The sequence below is a fragment of the Hydrogenophaga sp. FW305-3-2-15-A-LB1 genome (genome assembly GCF_058787875.1).
Genome location: NZ_JBYTAE010000018.1, coordinates 1 through 16,600, shown reverse-complemented (window position 1 = coordinate 16,600; position 16,600 = coordinate 1). Strand labels below are relative to the sequence as shown.

At 69.4% G+C, this 16,600-nt stretch carries 17 protein-coding genes; 6 read left to right on the top strand and 11 right to left on the bottom strand.

Annotation, left to right across the window (positions count from 1 at the left end):
- Positions 1–78: 78 nt before the first annotated feature.
- Positions 79–1,029: a LysR substrate-binding domain-containing protein gene (locus tag AC3WPZ_RS07525; protein ID WP_444687398.1), complete on the top strand. Its 951-nt coding sequence runs from the start codon at positions 79–81 to the stop codon at positions 1,027–1,029.
- Positions 1,030–1,118: 89 nt separating this feature from the next.
- Positions 1,119–2,354 (top strand): CaiB/BaiF CoA transferase family protein, encoded by a 1,236-nt coding sequence (locus AC3WPZ_RS07520; RefSeq protein ID WP_382154282.1) that lies wholly within the window; start codon positions 1,119–1,121, stop codon positions 2,352–2,354.
- Between the two features lie 65 nt (positions 2,355–2,419).
- Here AC3WPZ_RS07520 and AC3WPZ_RS07515 read toward each other — a convergent pair whose 3' ends face one another.
- The 7 genes from AC3WPZ_RS07515 to AC3WPZ_RS07485 form a co-directional block, all read right to left on the bottom strand.
- Positions 2,420–3,022, bottom strand: a complete 603-nt coding sequence (locus AC3WPZ_RS07515) for a 2-hydroxychromene-2-carboxylate isomerase (RefSeq protein ID WP_382154279.1) — start codon at positions 3,020–3,022, stop codon at positions 2,420–2,422.
- A gap of 93 nt (positions 3,023–3,115) precedes the next feature.
- Entirely contained in the window at positions 3,116–4,333 is a 1,218-nt protein-coding gene (locus AC3WPZ_RS07510) for a tetratricopeptide repeat protein (RefSeq protein WP_492438954.1), read from the bottom strand.
- A gap of 9 nt (positions 4,334–4,342) precedes the next feature.
- The gene (locus AC3WPZ_RS07505; RefSeq protein WP_492438952.1) at positions 4,343–5,560 is read right to left on the bottom strand and encodes a Tm-1-like ATP-binding domain-containing protein; all 1,218 of its coding nucleotides are present in this window, start codon (positions 5,558–5,560) and stop codon (positions 4,343–4,345) included.
- A complete protein-coding gene (locus tag AC3WPZ_RS07500; RefSeq protein WP_382154270.1) occupies positions 5,557–6,000 on the bottom strand; it encodes an SRPBCC family protein in 444 nt (147 codons plus the stop codon). Before AC3WPZ_RS07500 ends, AC3WPZ_RS07505 begins: the two co-directional genes overlap by 4 nt.
- A 26-nt stretch (positions 6,001–6,026) precedes the next feature.
- A complete protein-coding gene (locus AC3WPZ_RS07495) occupies positions 6,027–6,857 on the bottom strand; it encodes a phosphoenolpyruvate hydrolase family protein (protein WP_444687401.1) in 831 nt (276 codons plus the stop codon).
- 48 nt (positions 6,858–6,905) lie between these two features.
- Complete coding sequence (locus tag AC3WPZ_RS07490) at positions 6,906–7,859, bottom strand: branched-chain amino acid ABC transporter permease (RefSeq protein ID WP_492438950.1); 954 nt, start codon at positions 7,857–7,859, stop codon at positions 6,906–6,908.
- Complete coding sequence (locus tag AC3WPZ_RS07485) at positions 7,856–8,749, bottom strand: branched-chain amino acid ABC transporter permease (protein WP_444687403.1); 894 nt, start codon at positions 8,747–8,749, stop codon at positions 7,856–7,858. Before AC3WPZ_RS07485 ends, AC3WPZ_RS07490 begins: the two co-directional genes overlap by 4 nt.
- A gap of 35 nt (positions 8,750–8,784) precedes the next feature.
- On the opposite strand from AC3WPZ_RS07485, the gene AC3WPZ_RS07480 reads away from it, so the two are divergent.
- A complete protein-coding gene (locus AC3WPZ_RS07480; protein WP_492438947.1) occupies positions 8,785–9,621 on the top strand; it encodes a helix-turn-helix transcriptional regulator in 837 nt (278 codons plus the stop codon).
- Here the strand turns inward: AC3WPZ_RS07480 and AC3WPZ_RS07475 are convergent.
- From AC3WPZ_RS07475 to AC3WPZ_RS07465, 3 genes are all read right to left on the bottom strand, one after another.
- The gene (locus AC3WPZ_RS07475; protein WP_382154258.1) at positions 9,618–10,322 is read right to left on the bottom strand and encodes an ABC transporter ATP-binding protein; all 705 of its coding nucleotides are present in this window, start codon (positions 10,320–10,322) and stop codon (positions 9,618–9,620) included. The two genes, AC3WPZ_RS07480 and AC3WPZ_RS07475, sit on opposite strands and share 4 nt — an antisense overlap.
- Complete coding sequence (locus AC3WPZ_RS07470) at positions 10,315–11,103, bottom strand: ABC transporter ATP-binding protein (protein WP_492438945.1); 789 nt, start codon at positions 11,101–11,103, stop codon at positions 10,315–10,317. The genes AC3WPZ_RS07475 and AC3WPZ_RS07470 overlap by 8 nt, the downstream gene beginning before the upstream one ends.
- 112 nt (positions 11,104–11,215) lie before the next feature.
- Positions 11,216–12,442, bottom strand: a complete 1,227-nt coding sequence (locus AC3WPZ_RS07465) for an ABC transporter substrate-binding protein (protein ID WP_444687406.1) — start codon at positions 12,440–12,442, stop codon at positions 11,216–11,218.
- A gap of 169 nt (positions 12,443–12,611) precedes the next feature.
- On the opposite strand from AC3WPZ_RS07465, the gene AC3WPZ_RS07460 reads away from it, so the two are divergent.
- From AC3WPZ_RS07460 to AC3WPZ_RS07450, 3 genes are all read left to right on the top strand, one after another.
- A complete protein-coding gene (locus AC3WPZ_RS07460) occupies positions 12,612–13,505 on the top strand; it encodes a LysR family transcriptional regulator (RefSeq protein ID WP_492434131.1) in 894 nt (297 codons plus the stop codon).
- Positions 13,506–13,594: 89 nt separating this feature from the next.
- Positions 13,595–14,575: a Bug family tripartite tricarboxylate transporter substrate binding protein gene (locus AC3WPZ_RS07455; RefSeq protein ID WP_492438942.1), complete on the top strand. Its 981-nt coding sequence runs from the start codon at positions 13,595–13,597 to the stop codon at positions 14,573–14,575.
- A gap of 8 nt (positions 14,576–14,583) precedes the next feature.
- The gene (locus AC3WPZ_RS07450; protein ID WP_492438940.1) at positions 14,584–15,543 is read left to right on the top strand and encodes a M14 family metallopeptidase; all 960 of its coding nucleotides are present in this window, start codon (positions 14,584–14,586) and stop codon (positions 15,541–15,543) included.
- Between the two features lie 19 nt (positions 15,544–15,562).
- Here the strand turns inward: AC3WPZ_RS07450 and AC3WPZ_RS07445 are convergent, their stop codons facing one another.
- On the bottom strand, positions 15,563–16,453 hold the full coding sequence (locus tag AC3WPZ_RS07445; protein ID WP_382321905.1) for an AraC family transcriptional regulator: 891 nt from the start codon (positions 16,451–16,453) through the stop codon (positions 15,563–15,565).
- Positions 16,454–16,600 lie beyond the last annotated feature (147 nt).

Sequence of the window (16,600 nt, the reverse complement as noted above, 5' to 3'; positions counted from 1 at the left end):
GTGCGCCAATACCGTGTCGGGCTTGGGGCATCGTGAAAAGATATGGAGCCCCCCAAGGGCCGATAGGACAATGGCCCGATGGAAATCCGCCAGCTCAAGTACTTCGTGCGCATCGTCGAACTGGGCAGCGTCTCGCGCGCCGCCGCCGACCTGTTCATCGCCCAGCCCGCGCTCAGCCACCAGATGGCCAACCTGGAGGACGAGCTCAAGGTCAAGCTGCTCTCGCGCAGCGTGCGCGGCGTCTCGGCCACCGAAGCGGGCGAGGTGTTTTACCGCCACGCGCGCGCCATGCTGCGCCAGATGGAGCGCATGCGCACCGACGTGCAGCACGCCGGCGACTACCCGCAGGGCCTGGTCTCGGTGGGCCTGCCCAGCAGCGCGGCCACGCTGCTCGCGCCTTCGCTGATCGCCGAGGCCGCCGCGAAGTACCCCGACATCCAGCTGCAGATCACCGAGAGCCTGAGCGGCCACCTGGAAGAGCTGGTGGTCAACGGCCGCATCGAGATGAGCCTGCTGTTCGAGCCGCTGGCGCCGGACACCGGCACGGCGCGCCAGAAGGTCTCCAGCCACCTGGACGTGCGCCCGCTGCTGATCGAGGACCTGTTCCTGATGTCGGCGCAGGGCGTGGGCGATGGCGACACGGTGTCGCTGGCCCAGGCCGCGCCCTGCGCGCTGGCCCTGCCCGGCCGCTCCAACGTGACGCGCCAGATCATCGACGCGGCCTTCCAGGCCGCCGGGCACGAGATGCGCGTGCTGGCCGAGCTCGACTCGCTGGCCACCATCCGCGCGGTGGTGGCCAGCGGCGTGGGCGCCACCATCGGCTCGGCGGCCATTCCGGGCGGCACGGCCGGCCTGCGCGTGCAGCGCATCACCGAGCCGGCGCTGCAGCGCCGCCTGTCGCTGTGCACCTTCGACATCGTGCCCCTGAGCAGCGCGGCGCACCGCATCGTCGAGCTCATCACCGAGGTCACGCACCGGCGGGTGGAGGCGGGCCAATGGCCCGGCGCCTCGCCCGTGCCGCCCCCATAGGACGGCGCGATACCGCCACGTCAAAGACCTATTTCCCCCCGCGCGGACCCGCTGCCTACACTGCGGCGCACATTTCCAACGGTGGGCCCATGACTGCAAAGATCCTCGACGGCGTGGTCGTTCTCGACCTCACGCGTTTTTTCTCCGGCCCCCAGGGCACGCTGTTCCTGGCCGGCCTGGGCGCGGAGGTCATCAAGATCGACGACCCGAAAACCGGCGACCCGACCGCCTTCGCGCCGCCCTTCGCGGGCCCGCAGGGCGTGAGCTTCCAGCGCCAGACCGACGAGGACATGGGCATTGCCTACCTCAAGCGCGCGCGGGGCAAGAAGTCGGCCACGCTCAACCTCAAGAGCGCCGAGGGGCGCGAGATCTTCCTGCGCATGGTGCGCCACGCGGACGTGGTGGTGGACAACTTCAGCGCCGGCGTGGCCGAGCGCCTGGGCGTGGGCTACGCGGCGCTGAAGGAAGCCAACCCGCGCATCGTGTACTGCTCGCTCACCGGCTACGGCGCCACCGGGCCGGACCGCCACCTCAAGGCCTACGACCTGATGGTGCAGGCCGCCGTGGGCCTGATGAGCATCACCGGCCAGCCAGGCAGCGCGCCCACCAAGGCCGGCTCGCCGGTGTCGGACGCGATCTCGGGCGTGTTCGCGGCGCTGGGCATCGTGGCCGCGCTGCTGCACCGCGACCGCACCGGCGAGGGCCAGGCCATCGACGTGTCCATGGCCGACTGCCTGTTCTCGCTGATCTTCGACGAGCCGCTGGACTGCTACCCGCAGCTCGGCCTGCAGCCCCAGCAGGGCAACCGCATCATGCGTTTCTCGCCCTTCAACGCCTACCGCACGCGCGACGGCTGGGTCACGCTCGGCGCGGCCACGCACGACGACTGGCTCGCGCTGCTGGAAGTGATGGAACGCCGCGACCTCCAGGACGACCCGGACATGATGTCGGTCGCCTGGCGCCTGGCGAACAACGCCCAGGTGGACGAGGTGGTCGCGTCGTGGGCGCGGACCATCACCACCGAGGAGGTCGAGGCCCGTCTGGCGCAGGCCAAGCTGGCCTGCAGCCCGGTGCGCGACATCCACGGTGTGCTGCGCTGGGACCAGATGGTCCAGCGCCAGATGGCGGTGCCGCTGTGGAACCCGCTGAGCCGCTCCACCATGGTGGCCGCGGGCTCGGGCTTTCCGATCAAGTTCAGCGCCGCCCCGGGCGGCTACGACCAGCCGGCCCCGCTGCCGGGCGCGCACAGCGACGAGGTGCTCACGCGCCTGGCCGGCCTGGACGCGGCGCAGATCGAGGCCTTGCGCGGGGCGCGGGTCGTCTGACACCCACCCCCCAAAAAAGCGCCGGCTCGAAGCCGGCGTTTTGTGAAGGGGCGCGGGAGAAACGCTCAGGCGGTGGCGCGCGCCAGCTCGTCTTCCATGAAATCGAGCCGGTCCTTGCCCCAGAACATCTCGTCGCCCACGAACATCATGGGCACGCCGAACACGCCGCGCGCCACCGCGTCGTCCGTGCTCTTGGCGAGCTGGGCGCCGGTCTCGTCGCTGGCGCTGGTGGCCTCGAACCAGTCCGGGTCCACGCCGAGCCGCTCGGCGATGGGGCGCAGGCCCGCGTATTCCACGATGCCCGCGTTGCCCTGTTCCCAGTAGGCCTCGAGCGCCGCTTCGACGAAGGGCAGCTCCAGCCCCTTCTGGCGCATCGCCAGCGAACCGCGCAGCACGCGGCTGGACTTGATCGGGAACTGGCGCGGGATCTGGAACGGCAGCTGGTGCTTCTCGGCCCAGCGCATCAGGTCGCGCTTGCGGTAGCGCAGCTTGGCCTTGGACTCTTTCATGAGCTCGTACTCGTTGTTGCGGAACACGTAGCCCAGGTTGTAGGGGTGCAGCACGAGTTCGGCGCCGTGGCGCGCCACGATGGGCTGGAGGAGCTTGAACGCGAAATAGGTGTTCGTGCTGCCGATGTCCCAGTACAGATCGACGTGTGGCTTGGTCATGCGCTTTCCATGGTGGCTGTTGAGTGGCCCACAGTCTAGGAAGCGCGCCACGCGCTGACCAATACGGAATGGCGATTCGGGTATAGGGCCGCGTTATGGGGCGCCGGCCGGCTCCAGCAGCACGTACAGGCCCATCACCGGTTTCTGCTGGTCTTCGCGCAGCGGCGCCTGCCAGGTCTGGCGCACCTGGAAGCCGTGCGACCGGGCCAGGCGCTCCACATAGGCCGGGGCATGCGCGTAGCGCAGGCTGGGCCGCAGTTGCAGTTCTTCGGCGCCGGTGGCGAGTTCGACCGAGAAGGCGAAACAGCCCGAGGGCTGGAGGCGCTCGCGCACCGCGGCGAAGACGCCGTCGAGCGCGCCCACGTAGATGAACACGTCGGCGGCGATCACGAGGTCGGCGGGTTCATTCCGCGCGCGCAGGAATTCGAGCAGCTCGCCCTGCACCACCTGGCGGTAGGCGCCGCTGGCCCGCGCCTGCTCGACCATGGCCTGGGCCAGGTCCACGCCGTCCACCGCGTCGGCGTGCGGGCGGATGAGCTGGCCGCACAGGCCGGTGCCGCAACCCAGGTCCAGCACCAGCGGGTAGCGCCGGCCGCCTACGCGCAGCGGCGCCAGCAGGGTCTCGTGCGCCTGGTACTTCAGCTGGTGGATCAGGTGGTGCTGGAAATCGTCGGCGTACTCGTCGAACAGCGCTTCCACGTAGGCGCGCGGCGGCTGCGGTGGCGTGGCCTCGCCGGCCTTCACCGAGGCCAGGTAGAAGCGGTGCAGGGTTTCGTCGCCGCCGTGGGCCAGGGCCTGCTCGAAGCAGCGCGCGGCCTCGGCGTGCCGGCCGGCGTCGCGCAGCACGCTGCCGCGCTGGCTCCAGGCCTCGGCCAGGGTCGGGTCGAGCGCGAGCGCCCGGTCCAGCGCCGCCAGCGCGTCGTCGGGCCGGTCCAGCCGCAGCAGGCACATCGCCAGGGACAGGTGGATCTGCGCGGTGGACGCCCCCAGCCGCACGCCCTGCTGCAGCGCGTGCGCGGCGCCGGCCCAGTTCGACAGGGCTTCGTGCGAGAGGCCGAGCGCGACCCAGGCGTCGCGGTGGGTGGGGTCGGCCTGGGTGGCCTGCGCCAGCGTGGCCACGGCCTCGGGCCAGCGGCCCAGGCGGCACTGGGTCACGCCCAGGTTGGCCAGGATGGACGGCCGCCCCGGCACCAGGGCCAGCGCGGCCTCGTAGCGGCTCTGCGCCTCGTCGAGCCGGTCGGCCTCGAAGAGGGCGTTGCCTTCGAAGAAAAAGGCCTTGGCCTGTTCGGTGGGGTCGGTGGCGTTGCTCATGCGGCAACCTTACACCACCGCCCTCAGCTGTTCGGCCACGGCCGCCGCGAAGGCCGGGTCGTTGATGTGAAACGGCAGCGGGATCAGCCGGTGCGTGTCGCTCGCCTCGAACAGGCGCTCCAGCGTGTCGAACAGCACCGCGTTGGCCTGGGGCGCGTGGAAAGCCAGGCCGGGCGCGTCGATCATGGACAAGCCGCCCAGCGGCAGCAGCAGGCGCACCGGGCCCCGGGCGCGGTTGAGCTGTTCGGCGATGCGCCGCGCCGCCGCCTCCAGCTCCTGGGCGTTGCTGCGCATCAGCGTCACGTTGGCGTTGTGCACGTGGAAGGTGCGGCCCTGGTGCCGTTCGGGAATGGTGGACGGCGCGCCCCAGTTGATCATGTCCAGCGCGCCCACCGAGCCCACCCAGGGCAGGCCATGGCGCGCGGCGGCGTCGAGCCGGTTCGGCCCGGCGTCGCACACGCCGCCGGCCAGGTGCTGGCCCACCTCGGTGGTGGTGATGTCGACCACGGCGCGCAACATGCCGGCGGCGGCCAGGGCCTCCAGCGTGCGACCGCCCGCGCCGTTGGCGTGGAACACCTGGGTGTCGAAATCGGCCTCGAGCAACCCGCGCACAGCCTGCACGCAGGGCGTGGTGACGCCGAACATGGTCAGGCCGATGGAAGGCTTGTCGGCCCCGTGGCCCGTCGGCGCGTGGTGCTGCAGCATGCCCGCCAGCGCGTGCGCCGCGTTGGCCAGGATGGTGCGCGAGAGCCGGTTCAGGCCGGCGATGTCGGTCACCGGGTACATCAGGGTGAGGTCCACAACGCCCACGTAGGCCGAGACGTCGCCGGCCGCCATGGTGGAGACCAGCAGCTTCGGCATGCCGATGGGCAGCAGGCGCATGGCCGGCGCGATCATGGAGCTGCCACCCGAACCACCCACGCCCAGCATGGCCTGGATCCCGCCTGCGCCCAGGCGCTCGCGCACCAGCGCGCTCAGCGCCTCGCTCATCGCGATCACCGCTTCGCCCCGGTCGGTGGGCTCGAACACGGCCGCCGCGCCCTTGGGGTGGTGCCGCGCCACGGCGGCGGCGTCGATGTCGGCCACGCCGCTCGCGCTGCGCGTGCCGATGTCCACCGTCAGCACGCGCACGCCGGCCGCGCGCAGCAGGCCGGCGAGGTAGTCCAGCTCGGCGGCCTTGGTGTCGAAGGTGCCCACCACCCACGCGGCGGCTGGCGCGGTGGTCATCGGGTCTTGCCGTGGTGCGCGTTGACGCACTCGAAGAAGGTGCGGAAGGTGCCTTTCACGCGCTCCACCGCCTCGGCCTCCTGGTCGGCCGGCACGTCCCACTCGGCCCACCACTCACCGAAGCAGCGGTTGCCTTCGGTGATGGGCAGCAGGTGCATCTCGGCCACGTAGTTCTTCCAGTCGGCGTCGATGTGCAGGATCCTGTAGCGGCAGCGGTGCGTGTCGTCGGACAGCGCGAGCAGCTGTTCGCGCAGGAAGCCGCCGCCGTCGCGCACGGTGAAGTGGCGCACGCAGCCGACCTGGTCGGCCGGTTTGCCGTCTTCGATGTAGGAGTTCTCGAAGTACGGGTGGTAGTTGCCGAGCGCGCCGAAGTCGCGCAGGTAGGCCCACGCCTCCTCCAGCGTCGCGTCCATCACCGCGCTCACGTAGACCCTGGCCATGTCCTGTCTCCTGTGGTGGTTCGAATTCAGAAAGTCACTTGTTTGTAGCGCTCCACGTGCGACTTAATCGCGATCTCCGTCGGCAGCCGTTCCATGCTGCTGGCGCCGTAGAAGCCATTGCAATGCCGGCTGTGCCTGAGCACGTGGGCCACGTCTTCCGGGCTGGAAATCGGGCCGCCGTGCGCGATCACGATCACGTCCTTGCGCACCTTGCGCGCCGCCTCGCCCCACTCGTCGATGAGTTTCACCGATTCGTCGAGCGACTTGGCCGTGGTGGCGCCGATGGTGCCACCGGTGGTCACGCCCATGTGGGGCACGATGAAGTCGGCACCGGCCTCGGTCATGGCCACGGCCTCCTCGGCGGAGAACACGTAGGGCGTGGTCAGCAGGTCGATGGCGTGGGCCTGGCCGATCATCTCGACCTCGGTCGCGTAGTTGATGCCGGTCTCCTCCAGGCTCTGGCGGAAATTGCCGTCGATGATGCCCACGGTCGGGAAGTTCTGCACGCCGGAAAACCCGAGTTCCTTGAGTTTCTTCAGGAACACCGGCATGACGATGAAGGGGTCGGTGCCGTTCACGCCCGCGATCACCGGCGTCTTCTTCGCCACCGGCAGCACCTCGCCGGCCATCTCCAGCACGATGTCGTTCGCGTTGCCGTAAGCCAGCAGGCCGGCCGAGGAGGCGCGTCCGGCCATGCGGTAGCGGCCCGAGTTGTAGATCACGATCAGGTCGATGCCGGCGGCCTCTTCGCACTTGGCGGAGATGCCGGTGCCGGCGCCCCCGCCGATGATGGGCTGGCGCTGGCGCACCATGTCCTGGAATTTCGCCATCAGGGCTTGGCGTTCGAAACGCGGCATGAAAATCTCCTTGAAACGGAAAACGGAAACGTGAAGGGGGCCGCGGGCTCAGGGCCCGGGGCGCGGACGGGTTCTGAGCGCATCGATCGCACCGGCGATGCCGCTGCGGAACGAGAGCACGCACGCCATGAAGATCAGGCCGGTGACCAGGGTCACCCAGCCGCCGAAGGCGTCGAGGTAGTACTGCAGGCCCACCACCAGCGTGGCGCCGATGGCCGGGCCGAACACGGTGTGCATGCCGCCGAGCAGGGCCATCAGCACCACGTCGCCCGAGAGGTGCCAGTGCACGTCGGACAGCGCGGCGAGCTGGAACACCAGGGCCTTCATGGAACCGGCCAGGCCCGAGAGCGCGGCCGAGAGCACGAACAGCGTGAGCTTGTAGCGCTCCACCGGGTAGCCGAGCGAACGCGCGCGCGGCTCGTGCTCGCGGATCGCCACCACCACGTGGCCGAACGGCGAGCGCACCACGCGGTGGATGAGCCAGAGGCCGGCCACGGTGAGCAGCAGCACCAGGTGGTACATGGCGGTGTCGTTGCGCAGGTCGATGAAGCCGAACAGCGTGCCGCGCGGGATCTGCTGCAGACCGTCTTCCGCGCCAGTGAAGGGCAGCTGCAGGAAGATGAAATACACCATCTGCGCCAGCGCCAGCGTGACCATGGCCAGGTAGATGCCCTGGCGGTGGATGGCCAGCGCGCCGAACACCGCGCCCAGCAGCGCCGCGAACAGCGTGCCGCCCAGCAGGCCCAGCTCGGGCGGCAGACCCCAGATCTTCACCACCAGGCCGGTGATGTAGGCCGCGCTGCCGAAGAAGGCCGCGTGGCCGAAGGACATCATGCCGCCGAAGCCGAGCAGCAGGCTGTAGGCGCAGGCGAACAGCGCCATGCACAGCAGCTTCATCACGAACACCGGGTAGACCACCTGCGGCACCCAGGGCACCGCGAGCAGCAGCAACAGCAGGACCCCGACGAAGGCCTTCTGCCAGGGAGCGAGCGTCTTGCTCATGCGGAGCCCTCCTTGCCGAACAGGCCACGCGGGCGGAACAGCAGCACCAGGGCCATGACGACGAAGATCACGGTGGTCGATGCCTCCGAATAGAAGACCTTGGTGAGCCCCTCGATCACGCCGATGCCCAGCGCGGTGACGATGGAGCCGAACACCGAGCCCATGCCGCCGATGACGACGATGGCGAACACGATGATCACGAGGTTGGAGCCCATGCCCGAGTTCACGTGCAGGATGGGCGCGGCCAGCACGCCGGTGAAGGCGGCCAGCGCGATGCCGCCGGCGTAGGTGAAGGTGAGCAGGCGCGGCACGTTCACCCCGAAGGACTGCGTGAGCGCCGGTTTCTCGGTGGCGGCGCGCAGCCGCGCGCCCAGCGAGGTGCGCTCGATCAGCCACCAGGTGAGCAGGCAGGCCGCGAGCGCCGCGAAGATCACCCAGGCGCGGTAGATCGGCAGCACCATGAAGCCCAGGTTGAACACGCCCTGCAGGTTGGCCGGCACCGGGTAGGGCTGGCCCGAGGTGCCGAAGGCCACGCGAAAACCGCCTTCGAGCACCAGCACCAGGCCGAAGGTGAGCAGCAGGCCGTAGATCGGGTCCAGACCGTAGAGGCGGCGCAGCAGGCCGCGCTCGAACACGCCGCCCAGGCCACCCACCACCAGCGGCACCAGCAGCAGCGCGGCCCAGTAGCCCAGGCCCGCGTAGCGCTGCAGCATCCAGGCGCCGAAGGCACCGGCCATGAAGAAGGCCCCGTGCGCGAAGTTGACGATGCGCAGCAGGCCGAAGATCACGGCCAGGCCCAGGCTGAGCACGGCGTAGAAGCAGCCGTTGACCAGCCCCAGCATGACCTGGCCCGCGAGCACCGGCAGCGGCAAACCGAACACCTCCGTCATACAGCCTTCCTCTCTATGATGCGCAGGCCATGTCGATGAAACATCCCGATATCTCCACAGAAACCCATGTGCTGGGCGAGGCCACCGTGCAGACGGTGGTGCGCGCCGAACATTGCGATGCCCTGGCCGCGCGCCACATCGCCCACGTGGCGGTGGTGGACGCGGCCGCGCCCTACACGGTGGTGCGCACGCACCTGAGCGGGGCCTTCATGCAGGTCTGCCTGAGCGGCGAAGGCCAGACCCTGCTCGACGGCCGCTGGTACCCGCACAAGCCCGGCAGCGTGAGCTTCGCGCCCGCGCACGTGCTGCACGCCTTCCATTGCGTGCCGGACCAGCGCTGGCGGCTGGCCTGGGTGCGCTTCATGCCCGACTCGGTGCGCTCGGTGGACGGTGCCATGGCCCCGACCATGAGCCCGTTCGACGGCCAGGTGCTGGAGCACGCCATCCTCGGCCTGCACGGCGAGATGCAGGGCGCGGCCGACCCCGGCACCTGCGTGGTGTGGGTGGACGTGATCGAGCGCTACGTGGCCCGCCTGCTCGAACCGCTGCAGCGCGAGCCGCGCCTGGTGCCGGTGTGGAACGCGGTGAAGGCCGACCTGGCGCGCGACTGGACCCTGGCCGACCTGGCCAGCCTGGCCAACACCAGCGAGGAGCACCTGCGCCGCCTGTGCCAGAAGAACCTGGGCCGCAGCCCCGGCCGCCAGCTCGCCACGCTGCGCATCGCGCACGCGGCCCACCTGCTGGCCACCAGCGACGAGAAGGTCGAGGCGATCGCGCGCAGCGTGGGCTACGTGAACCCGTTCGCGTTCTCCAACACGTTCAAACGGTTGACGGGATTTCGCCCTTCCGATTACAGGATGCGCCATCTCTAGACTCCGATCCTGGCGGTAATGGCGTCGAAATCGCGCAGCAGCGTGGCCGCGTCGAAGGTGTCGGTGATGCGGCCCGATTCCATCAGGCAGTGCCGGTCGGCCAGCTCGGCCGCGAAATGCACGTTCTGCTCCACCAGCACGATGGTGTAGCCCTGCCCTTTCAGCTGGCGGATGAGCTCGCCGATGCGGTCCACGATCACCGGGGCCAGGCCCTCGGTGGGTTCGTCCAGCAGCAGCACGCGCGCGCCGGTGCGCAGGATGCGCGCGATCGCCAGCATCTGCTGCTCGCCGCCCGAGAGGTGCGTGCCGGCCGAGCCGGCGCGCTGCGCGAGGTTGGGGAACAGCTCGTACAGCGCCTGCTCGCTCATGCCGCCCTCGGCCACCACGGGCGGCAGGCGCAGGTTCTCGCGCACCGTGAGCGAGGCGTAGATGCCCCGGTCGTCCGGGCAGAAGGCCAGCCCCAAGCGGCCGATGTGGTGCGGCGCCATCCCGATGAGTTCCCGGCCCTGGAAGCGGATCGAGCCCTGGCGCCGGCCCATCATGCCCATCACGGTCTTGAGCAGGGTGGACTTGCCGGCGCCATTGCGGCCGAGCAGCGTGACCAGCTCGCCTTCGCGCACGTCCAGGCTCGCGCCGTGCAGGGCCTGGCTCGGCCCGTACCAGGCCCTCACGTCGCGCAGGGTCAGCAGCGGTTCAGCCATGCGGGGCCTCCGCCTTGTGGTGCTTGCGCTGGCCGCCATGGCCATGGCCCAGGTAGGCCTCGACCACGCGCGGGTCGCGCGAAACGCTGGCGTAGTCGCCCTCGGCCAGCACCTCGCCGCGCGCCAGCACGGTGATGCGGTCGCACAGGTCGGCCACCACCGAGAGGTTGTGTTCCACCATGAGCACGGTGCGCCCGCGCGCGGCCTGGCGGATCATCGCCGCCGCGTGGGCGATGTCCTCGGCGCCCATGCCGGCCATGGGCTCGTCGAGCAGCAGCACGCGCGGCTCCAGCGCCAGCGTGGTCGCCAGCTCCAGCGCGCGCTTGCGGCCGTAGGGCAGTTCACCGGCGCTGTGCTCGGCCCAGGCCGAGAGCCCGGCCTCGTCCAGCAGCTCGCGGGTGCGGCCGTCGTACTGGGCCAGCGCGCGGTCGCTGCGCCACCAGTCCAGCGAATGGCCGCGGCGGCGCTGCACCGCCAGGCGCACGTTCTCGAACACGCTGAGCTGGCCGAACACGGCCGAGATCTGGAACGAGCGCACCAGGCCCAGGCGCGCCACCGCGTCGGCCGGTGTGCGCGTGATGTCCTGGCCCTGGAAGCGGATGCGACCGGCGCTCGCGTCGATGAAGCGGGTGAGCAGGTTGAAGCAGGTCGTCTTGCCCGCGCCGTTGGGGCCGATGAGGGCGTGGATGCTGCCTTCGCGCACCGACAGGTTCACGTTCGAGACGGCGTGAAACCCGTTGAAGCTGCGCGAGAGGCCCTGCGTTTCGAGGATAGAAGACATGGTGGAGAGAGGCAATCAAGGGGCCGCTGCGCACGGCCGCTCCGAAGCGGCCGGCCCGCCCCCCGGTGGGGGGTATGCGGCTACACGCAGTGAGCAAGCAACGGGGGGCTTCTTACTTCTTGACCAGGTAGCAGGTGCTCTGCGCCAGCGGCATGAAGGCTTGCTCGCCGGGGATCGTCTTCACCAGCTTCAGGTAGTCCCACGGGTACTTGGACTCGGCCGGCGTCTTCACCTGCCACAGGTACATGTCGTGCACCATGCGACCGTCTTCGCGGATCTTGCCGCCCTTGGCGAACATGTCGTTGATCGGCAGCTCGCGCATCTTGGCCGAGACGGCGTCCGGGTCGTCGGAACCGGCGGCCTGCACGGCTTTGAGGTAGTGCAGGGTGGACGAGTAGTCGCCCGCGTGCGCCATGTTGGGCATCTGGCCGCCCACGCGCTGCTGGTAGCGCTTGGCGAAGGCGCGCGTCTCGTCGTTCATGTCCCAGTACCAGGCGTTGGTGAGCTGCAGGCCCTGCGCGGTCGGCAGGCCCAGGGCGTGCACGTCCTGGATCCACAGCAGCAGCGCGGCGAGCTTCTGGTTCTTGGTCAGGCCGAACTCGTTGGCCGCCTTGATCGCGTTGATCGTGTCGTTGCCGGTGGAGGCCAGGCCGATGATCTTGGCCTTGGAGGCCTGCGCCTGCAGCACGTAGGACGAGAAGTCCGTCGTGCCCAGCGGGTGGCGCGCGGCGCCCACCACGCGGCCCTTGGCGTTGCGCACCACGTCGCCCACCTGCTGCTCCAGGCCGATGCCGAAGGCGAAGTCCACCGTCAGGAAGAACCAGGTGTCGCCGCCGCCTTCCACGATGGCCTTGCCCGTGCCGTTGGCCAGGGCGTACGCGTCGTAGGTGTAGTGCACCGCGTAGGGCGAGCACTGCGCGTTGGTCACGCCCACGTTGGACGCGTTGTTCACGATGGCGTGGCGCTTCTTCTCCTTCGCCACGCCGGCCACGGCCAGCGCCACGCCGGAGTTGGCGAGGTCGTTGATCATGTCCACGTTGCCCGAGTCGTACCACTCGCGCGCCTTCGCGGCGCCCACGTCGGCCTTGTTCTGGTGATCGGCGAAAACCACCTCGATCGGCTTGCCGAACATCTTGCCGCCGAAGTCCTCCACGGCCATCTTCACGGCCTCGACCGCGCCCTTGCCCGAGATGTCGGCGTAGACGCCGGAGATGTCGGTCAACACGCCGATGCGCAGCACGTCGTTCGACAGTTTGCCCTGCTGGGCGGTTTGAGCCTGGGCCACGCCCACGCTGGCGGCGGCGACAACGGACGCGGCGGCCCACAGTTTCAGATCCATGCTGCTTGTCTCCTGTTTTGGTGATGGCCCCGAACAAGGGTGTTCGAGTCGGGCCAATGCTAGGAGACGGGGGCCCCCTCAACCATGGTCTGAAGGCACAGGAATCTACTCAAAACCCACATGACCACTTCCACGCATCATGTGCCATCCCTTCAACGAGGACCACCCCATGCAGATCAAATGGCTGGAAGACCTGATTGCCCTGGCCGAGACCCAGAGCTTCGTGCGGGCCGCGGCTCGGCGCCATGTCACCCACCCCGCGTTCGGCCGGCGGATCCGCAGCCTGGAACAATGGGCCGGCGCGGAGCTGGTGTCGCGGGATGGCGCGCCGGTGAGCTTCACCCCCGCCGGAGAAACCCTGCTCCAGCATGCGCGGCAAGCGGTGGATGCACTGGCATCCGCCCGCAGCGAGATCCAGGACCACGCTTTCCCCGGGCAGAACGTTCTCACGCTGGCCACCGGCCGTACCCTGGCCCGGACGCTGGCCGCCGACTGGCTGTGGCGAATCAGGGCCCACACTGCCGGGGCGCTGGTCCATGTGCGCACCGGGTCGATGGGCGAGTCGCTGCAGCGCTTCGAGCGCGGCGATGCCGACTTCCTGCTGACCTACTACCACCCCGCCATCAGCGTGCGCCTGCAACCCTCCCGGTACCTGCAGCACACCATGGCACACGACCGGCTGGTGCCGGTGTCGCGCGCCAGCGCCGGCGGAAAGCCGCTCTACAACTTCTCGTCCAGCAAACCCGTGCCCTATCTGGCCTACGCCAACACGCTGGCGCTGGGACAGCTGGTCTCCGATCACCTCTCGAACCATGCCCAAGCCCCGCGTCTGACGCCCACTCTGCAATGCGATTCGGCCGACGCCCTGCTGGAGTACGTGCTCAAGGGACTGGGCGTTGCATGGCTGCCCTGGTCGCTGGTGGTGGGGGCCCACAAGGCAGGAAAGGTCACCCCGCTGGCCGGCAAGGCGCTGGAGGTCGTTTTCGAGATCCGGATGGTCCGCACCAAACGGCGCCTCTCATCGCTGGCGGAAAGGCTCTGGGAGGTCTCCTGCGTGGGCTGATGTCAAAAAGGCACTGAAAGGTGCCGTTTCAGCACCTTGGCGAAAGGCCCCGACACCAAGAATCGCGGTTGTTCAAAGAGGAGACCCACATGAGAAACCTTCACCGCGTCCTTTCCACCGTCCTGCCGATGGTGCTGTCCGTGGGCCTGGCGCCTGCCGCGCTGGCCCAGACCGGCGCCTATCCAGAGCGTCCGATCACGGTCGTGGTGGCCTACCCACCCGGCGGGAGCACCGACCTCACCGGCCGGGCCGTGGCCGACCAGCTGGCGAAGAAGCTGGGCGTCGCCGTCATCGTGGAAAACGTGGGCGGCGCGGGCGGTGCCATTGGCGCGCACAAGGTTTCGCGGGCGGCACCGGACGGCTACACGCTTCTCCTGGGGGCCAACAACGAGATCGCGATCAACCGCCTCATTTCGTCTTCGGTCAAATACAGCTACAAGGATTTCACGCCCATCGGGCTGGTGGCGTCGCAGCCCATGGTGCTGGTGGCCTCCACGCAGAGCGGCGTCAAGACGGTGGACCAGTTCATCAAGACGGTCAAGTCCAGGCCTGGCAAGTACATCTACGGCAGCTCCGGGGTGGGCACCGCGCTGCACCTGTCGGCGGAAATGGCCAAGCAGCAGGCCGGCCTTTTCATGTCGCATATTCCTTACCGCGGTGTCGGCCCGCTGACGACAGACCTGTACGCCGGCACGGTCGATTTCGGTGTGTACGTGCTCTCCAGCGGGCTGCCGCACATCCGCGGTGGCAAGGTGGTGGCCCTGGGCATCACCGAGAAGAAGCGCTCGGCCGTCGCCCTGGACATCGCGCCGCTGGCCGATCACCCCTCGCTCAACCAGATAGACATCAGTGTCTGGTTTGCCCTGATGGCGCCACCCAATCTGCCCGAGGCGATCACGGTGCGCCTGCGCAACGCGCTCGCCGAATCCCTGCAGACACCGGAGTTCCGCAAGAAGCTGGAGGACAGCGGGTCGACCGTGGCGCCGCTCAACGTCGAGATGAACGGGTTTCTCGCCACGGAGTCGGCGAAGTACCAGAAGATCGTCGACTTCGCGAACATCAAGGAATGAGCCATCCCATGTTCTCCCTCAGCCCTCCCGATCTCGGCCGCTGGCGCGTCGGCAACACCGGCGTCGAAGGCGTGTGGCACTTCGACACCGGCGTGGCCGGCCGCCGCGTCATGCTGAGCGCGCTGGTGCATGGCAACGAGTTGTGTGGTGCCTGGGCGGTGAAGGAACTCCTGGAGGCGGGCCTGCGGCCCGAGGCCGGTTCGCTCACGCTGGCGTTCTGCAATCTGGCGGCCTTCGACCGCTTCGACCCGGCCGACAGCGATGCATCTCGGTTCATCGACGAAGACATGAACCGGCAATGGACGCCAGAGCGCCTGCGCGGTGCCGACACCCGCGAACGCCAACGCGCTGCCGCCCTGGAGCCCTTTGTCGAACGCGCGCAATGGCTGCTGGACCTGCACTCCATGCACGAGCCAGGACAACCGCTCTCGCTGGTGGGGTTGCACCGGCGCAACCTGGCGCTGGCGCGCCAGCTGGGCGCGCCAGCGCACGTGGTCGTGGACACGGGTCATCAGGACGGGGTGCGCATGCGGGACTATGGCCAGTTCGGCCTGCCGGACGAGGACGCGCCCGACACGCGCTCCCTGCTCATCGAATGTGGCTATCACGGCGACTCGACCAGCCTCGATGTCGCCCGCGATCAGTGCGCGCGCTTCCTGCTTCAGGCCGGCACGGTCACGCATGCGGGCGCGCTCCGATGGATGCCAGGGTGGAGGCAGCCCGACGCCCCCCGGCAGTGGGCGCTGCACGTGACCGGGGCGGTGGTGGCGAGAAGCCCCCGCTTCTTCTTCACCGAGCGCTTCCTGGGTTTGGAGACGATTGCCCACGCGGGCACCGTCATCGGGGACAACGACGGCGAGCCGGTGGTGACGCCGCACGACGACTGTGTGCTCGTGATGCCCTCGACGCGGCAGGCCCGTCGGGGTGTGACGGTGGTGCGGTTCGCGCGCCGCGAAGCGCTCGACTGACCTCCCGCACGGCGTTTCGTCAGGCCGCGCCGCGCACCCCGCTGGCCACCAGCGCGCGGTAGTCCGAGGGCGTGTTGCCCACCGCGCGGCCGAAGAACTTGCTGAAGTAGGCCGCGTCGTCGTAACCCAGTTGCTGCGCCACCTGCGCCACCGGCAGCGACGAATACGCCAGCAGGCGGCGCGCCTCCAGCATCAGCCGCTCGTGCAGGATCTGCAGCGCCGACTGGCGCGCCACGTGGCGGCAGGTGCGGCTGAGGTGGTCGGGCGTGACACCCAGGGCCAACGCGTAGAAACTCAGCGGCTCGTGCTCGCGGTAGTGCTGCTCGACCAGCGCGAGGTAGCGCTTGACCAGCGCGTCGCGCTCGCCCTGCCCGCGCTCGCGCTTGAAGTGCTCGCCGCGGCGGCGCAGGTACTGCACCGCGAGCAGCGTGGCGCTGGCCAGCAGCGCGTGCACGCGGCCCGGGTGCTGGGCGCGGAACTCGCGCGCCACCTGCGCGAAGAGGTTCGCGCATTCCGCCTCGTCCCCGTCCTGCAGGCGCGGCAACACGCAGGAGGTGCCCAGCCCGTCGTCCACCAGGTTCGAGCCGCCCAGCAGCTGGCGCAGCGTGGTGGTGGGCAGCGTGACCTGGTGGCCCACGGCGTCGGGCGTGTAGGTGAAGCCGTGCACCGAACCCGGCGCGAGCAGCAGCATCACCGGGGCCTGGGCCTCGAAGTCCTGGCCGTCGATGGTGCCGCGCACGCTGCCGTGCGCGAGGAACTGGAACTGGTGCAAACCCTCGTGCCGGTGGGCCGGAATCGTCCAGTCCATTTCGGCGCCGCGCACCGCCACGGACTCGTAGTGCAGGCAGTCGTCGGGCTGGTCGTGGCGGACTTCCCGGAAGGGAACGAGCAGCAAGGGGGAGGCGGTCATGGCAGGGGCGGGTGGCAGGCGATGCCGGAAAAGTACCTGAATCGGGCCGAAACGTCCATCGCTTCGGCGGCGCGGCTCGCGCATCATCCGCCTCCATGACGCGCAACCCCCATCCCGACGCCCCGCTGCCACCGGCCGCCGCAGTCC

What these genes read in the sequence shown, in the direction of transcription:
- AC3WPZ_RS07505 (WP_492438952.1), bottom strand. Translation starts at nt 5,560, where the DNA reads ATGACCACCGCGCCAGCCGCCGCGTGGGTGGTGGGCACCTTCGACACC.
- AC3WPZ_RS07490 (WP_492438950.1), bottom strand. Translation starts at nt 7,859, where the DNA reads ATGAGCAAGACGCTCGCTCCCTGGCAGAAGGCCTTCGTCGGGGTCCTG.
- AC3WPZ_RS07450 (WP_492438940.1), top strand. Translation starts at nt 14,584, where the DNA reads ATGTTCTCCCTCAGCCCTCCCGATCTCGGCCGCTGGCGCGTCGGCAAC.
- AC3WPZ_RS07510 (WP_492438954.1), bottom strand. Translation starts at nt 4,333, where the DNA reads ATGAGCAACGCCACCGACCCCACCGAACAGGCCAAGGCCTTTTTCTTC.
- AC3WPZ_RS07500 (WP_382154270.1), bottom strand. Translation starts at nt 6,000, where the DNA reads ATGGCCAGGGTCTACGTGAGCGCGGTGATGGACGCGACGCTGGAGGAG.
- AC3WPZ_RS07495 (WP_444687401.1), bottom strand. Translation starts at nt 6,857, where the DNA reads ATGCCGCGTTTCGAACGCCAAGCCCTGATGGCGAAATTCCAGGACATG.
- AC3WPZ_RS07470 (WP_492438945.1), bottom strand. Translation starts at nt 11,103, where the DNA reads ATGTCTTCTATCCTCGAAACGCAGGGCCTCTCGCGCAGCTTCAACGGG.
- AC3WPZ_RS07515 (WP_382154279.1), bottom strand. Translation starts at nt 3,022, where the DNA reads ATGACCAAGCCACACGTCGATCTGTACTGGGACATCGGCAGCACGAAC.
- AC3WPZ_RS07480 (WP_492438947.1), top strand. Translation starts at nt 8,785, where the DNA reads ATGAAACATCCCGATATCTCCACAGAAACCCATGTGCTGGGCGAGGCC.
- AC3WPZ_RS07475 (WP_382154258.1), bottom strand. Translation starts at nt 10,322, where the DNA reads ATGGCTGAACCGCTGCTGACCCTGCGCGACGTGAGGGCCTGGTACGGG.
- AC3WPZ_RS07460 (WP_492434131.1), top strand. Translation starts at nt 12,612, where the DNA reads ATGCAGATCAAATGGCTGGAAGACCTGATTGCCCTGGCCGAGACCCAG.
- AC3WPZ_RS07445 (WP_382321905.1), bottom strand. Translation starts at nt 16,453, where the DNA reads ATGACCGCCTCCCCCTTGCTGCTCGTTCCCTTCCGGGAAGTCCGCCAC.
- AC3WPZ_RS07520 (WP_382154282.1), top strand. Translation starts at nt 1,119, where the DNA reads ATGACTGCAAAGATCCTCGACGGCGTGGTCGTTCTCGACCTCACGCGT.
- AC3WPZ_RS07465 (WP_444687406.1), bottom strand. Translation starts at nt 12,442, where the DNA reads ATGGATCTGAAACTGTGGGCCGCCGCGTCCGTTGTCGCCGCCGCCAGC.
- AC3WPZ_RS07485 (WP_444687403.1), bottom strand. Translation starts at nt 8,749, where the DNA reads ATGACGGAGGTGTTCGGTTTGCCGCTGCCGGTGCTCGCGGGCCAGGTC.
- AC3WPZ_RS07525 (WP_444687398.1), top strand. Translation starts at nt 79, where the DNA reads ATGGAAATCCGCCAGCTCAAGTACTTCGTGCGCATCGTCGAACTGGGC.
- AC3WPZ_RS07455 (WP_492438942.1), top strand. Translation starts at nt 13,595, where the DNA reads ATGAGAAACCTTCACCGCGTCCTTTCCACCGTCCTGCCGATGGTGCTG.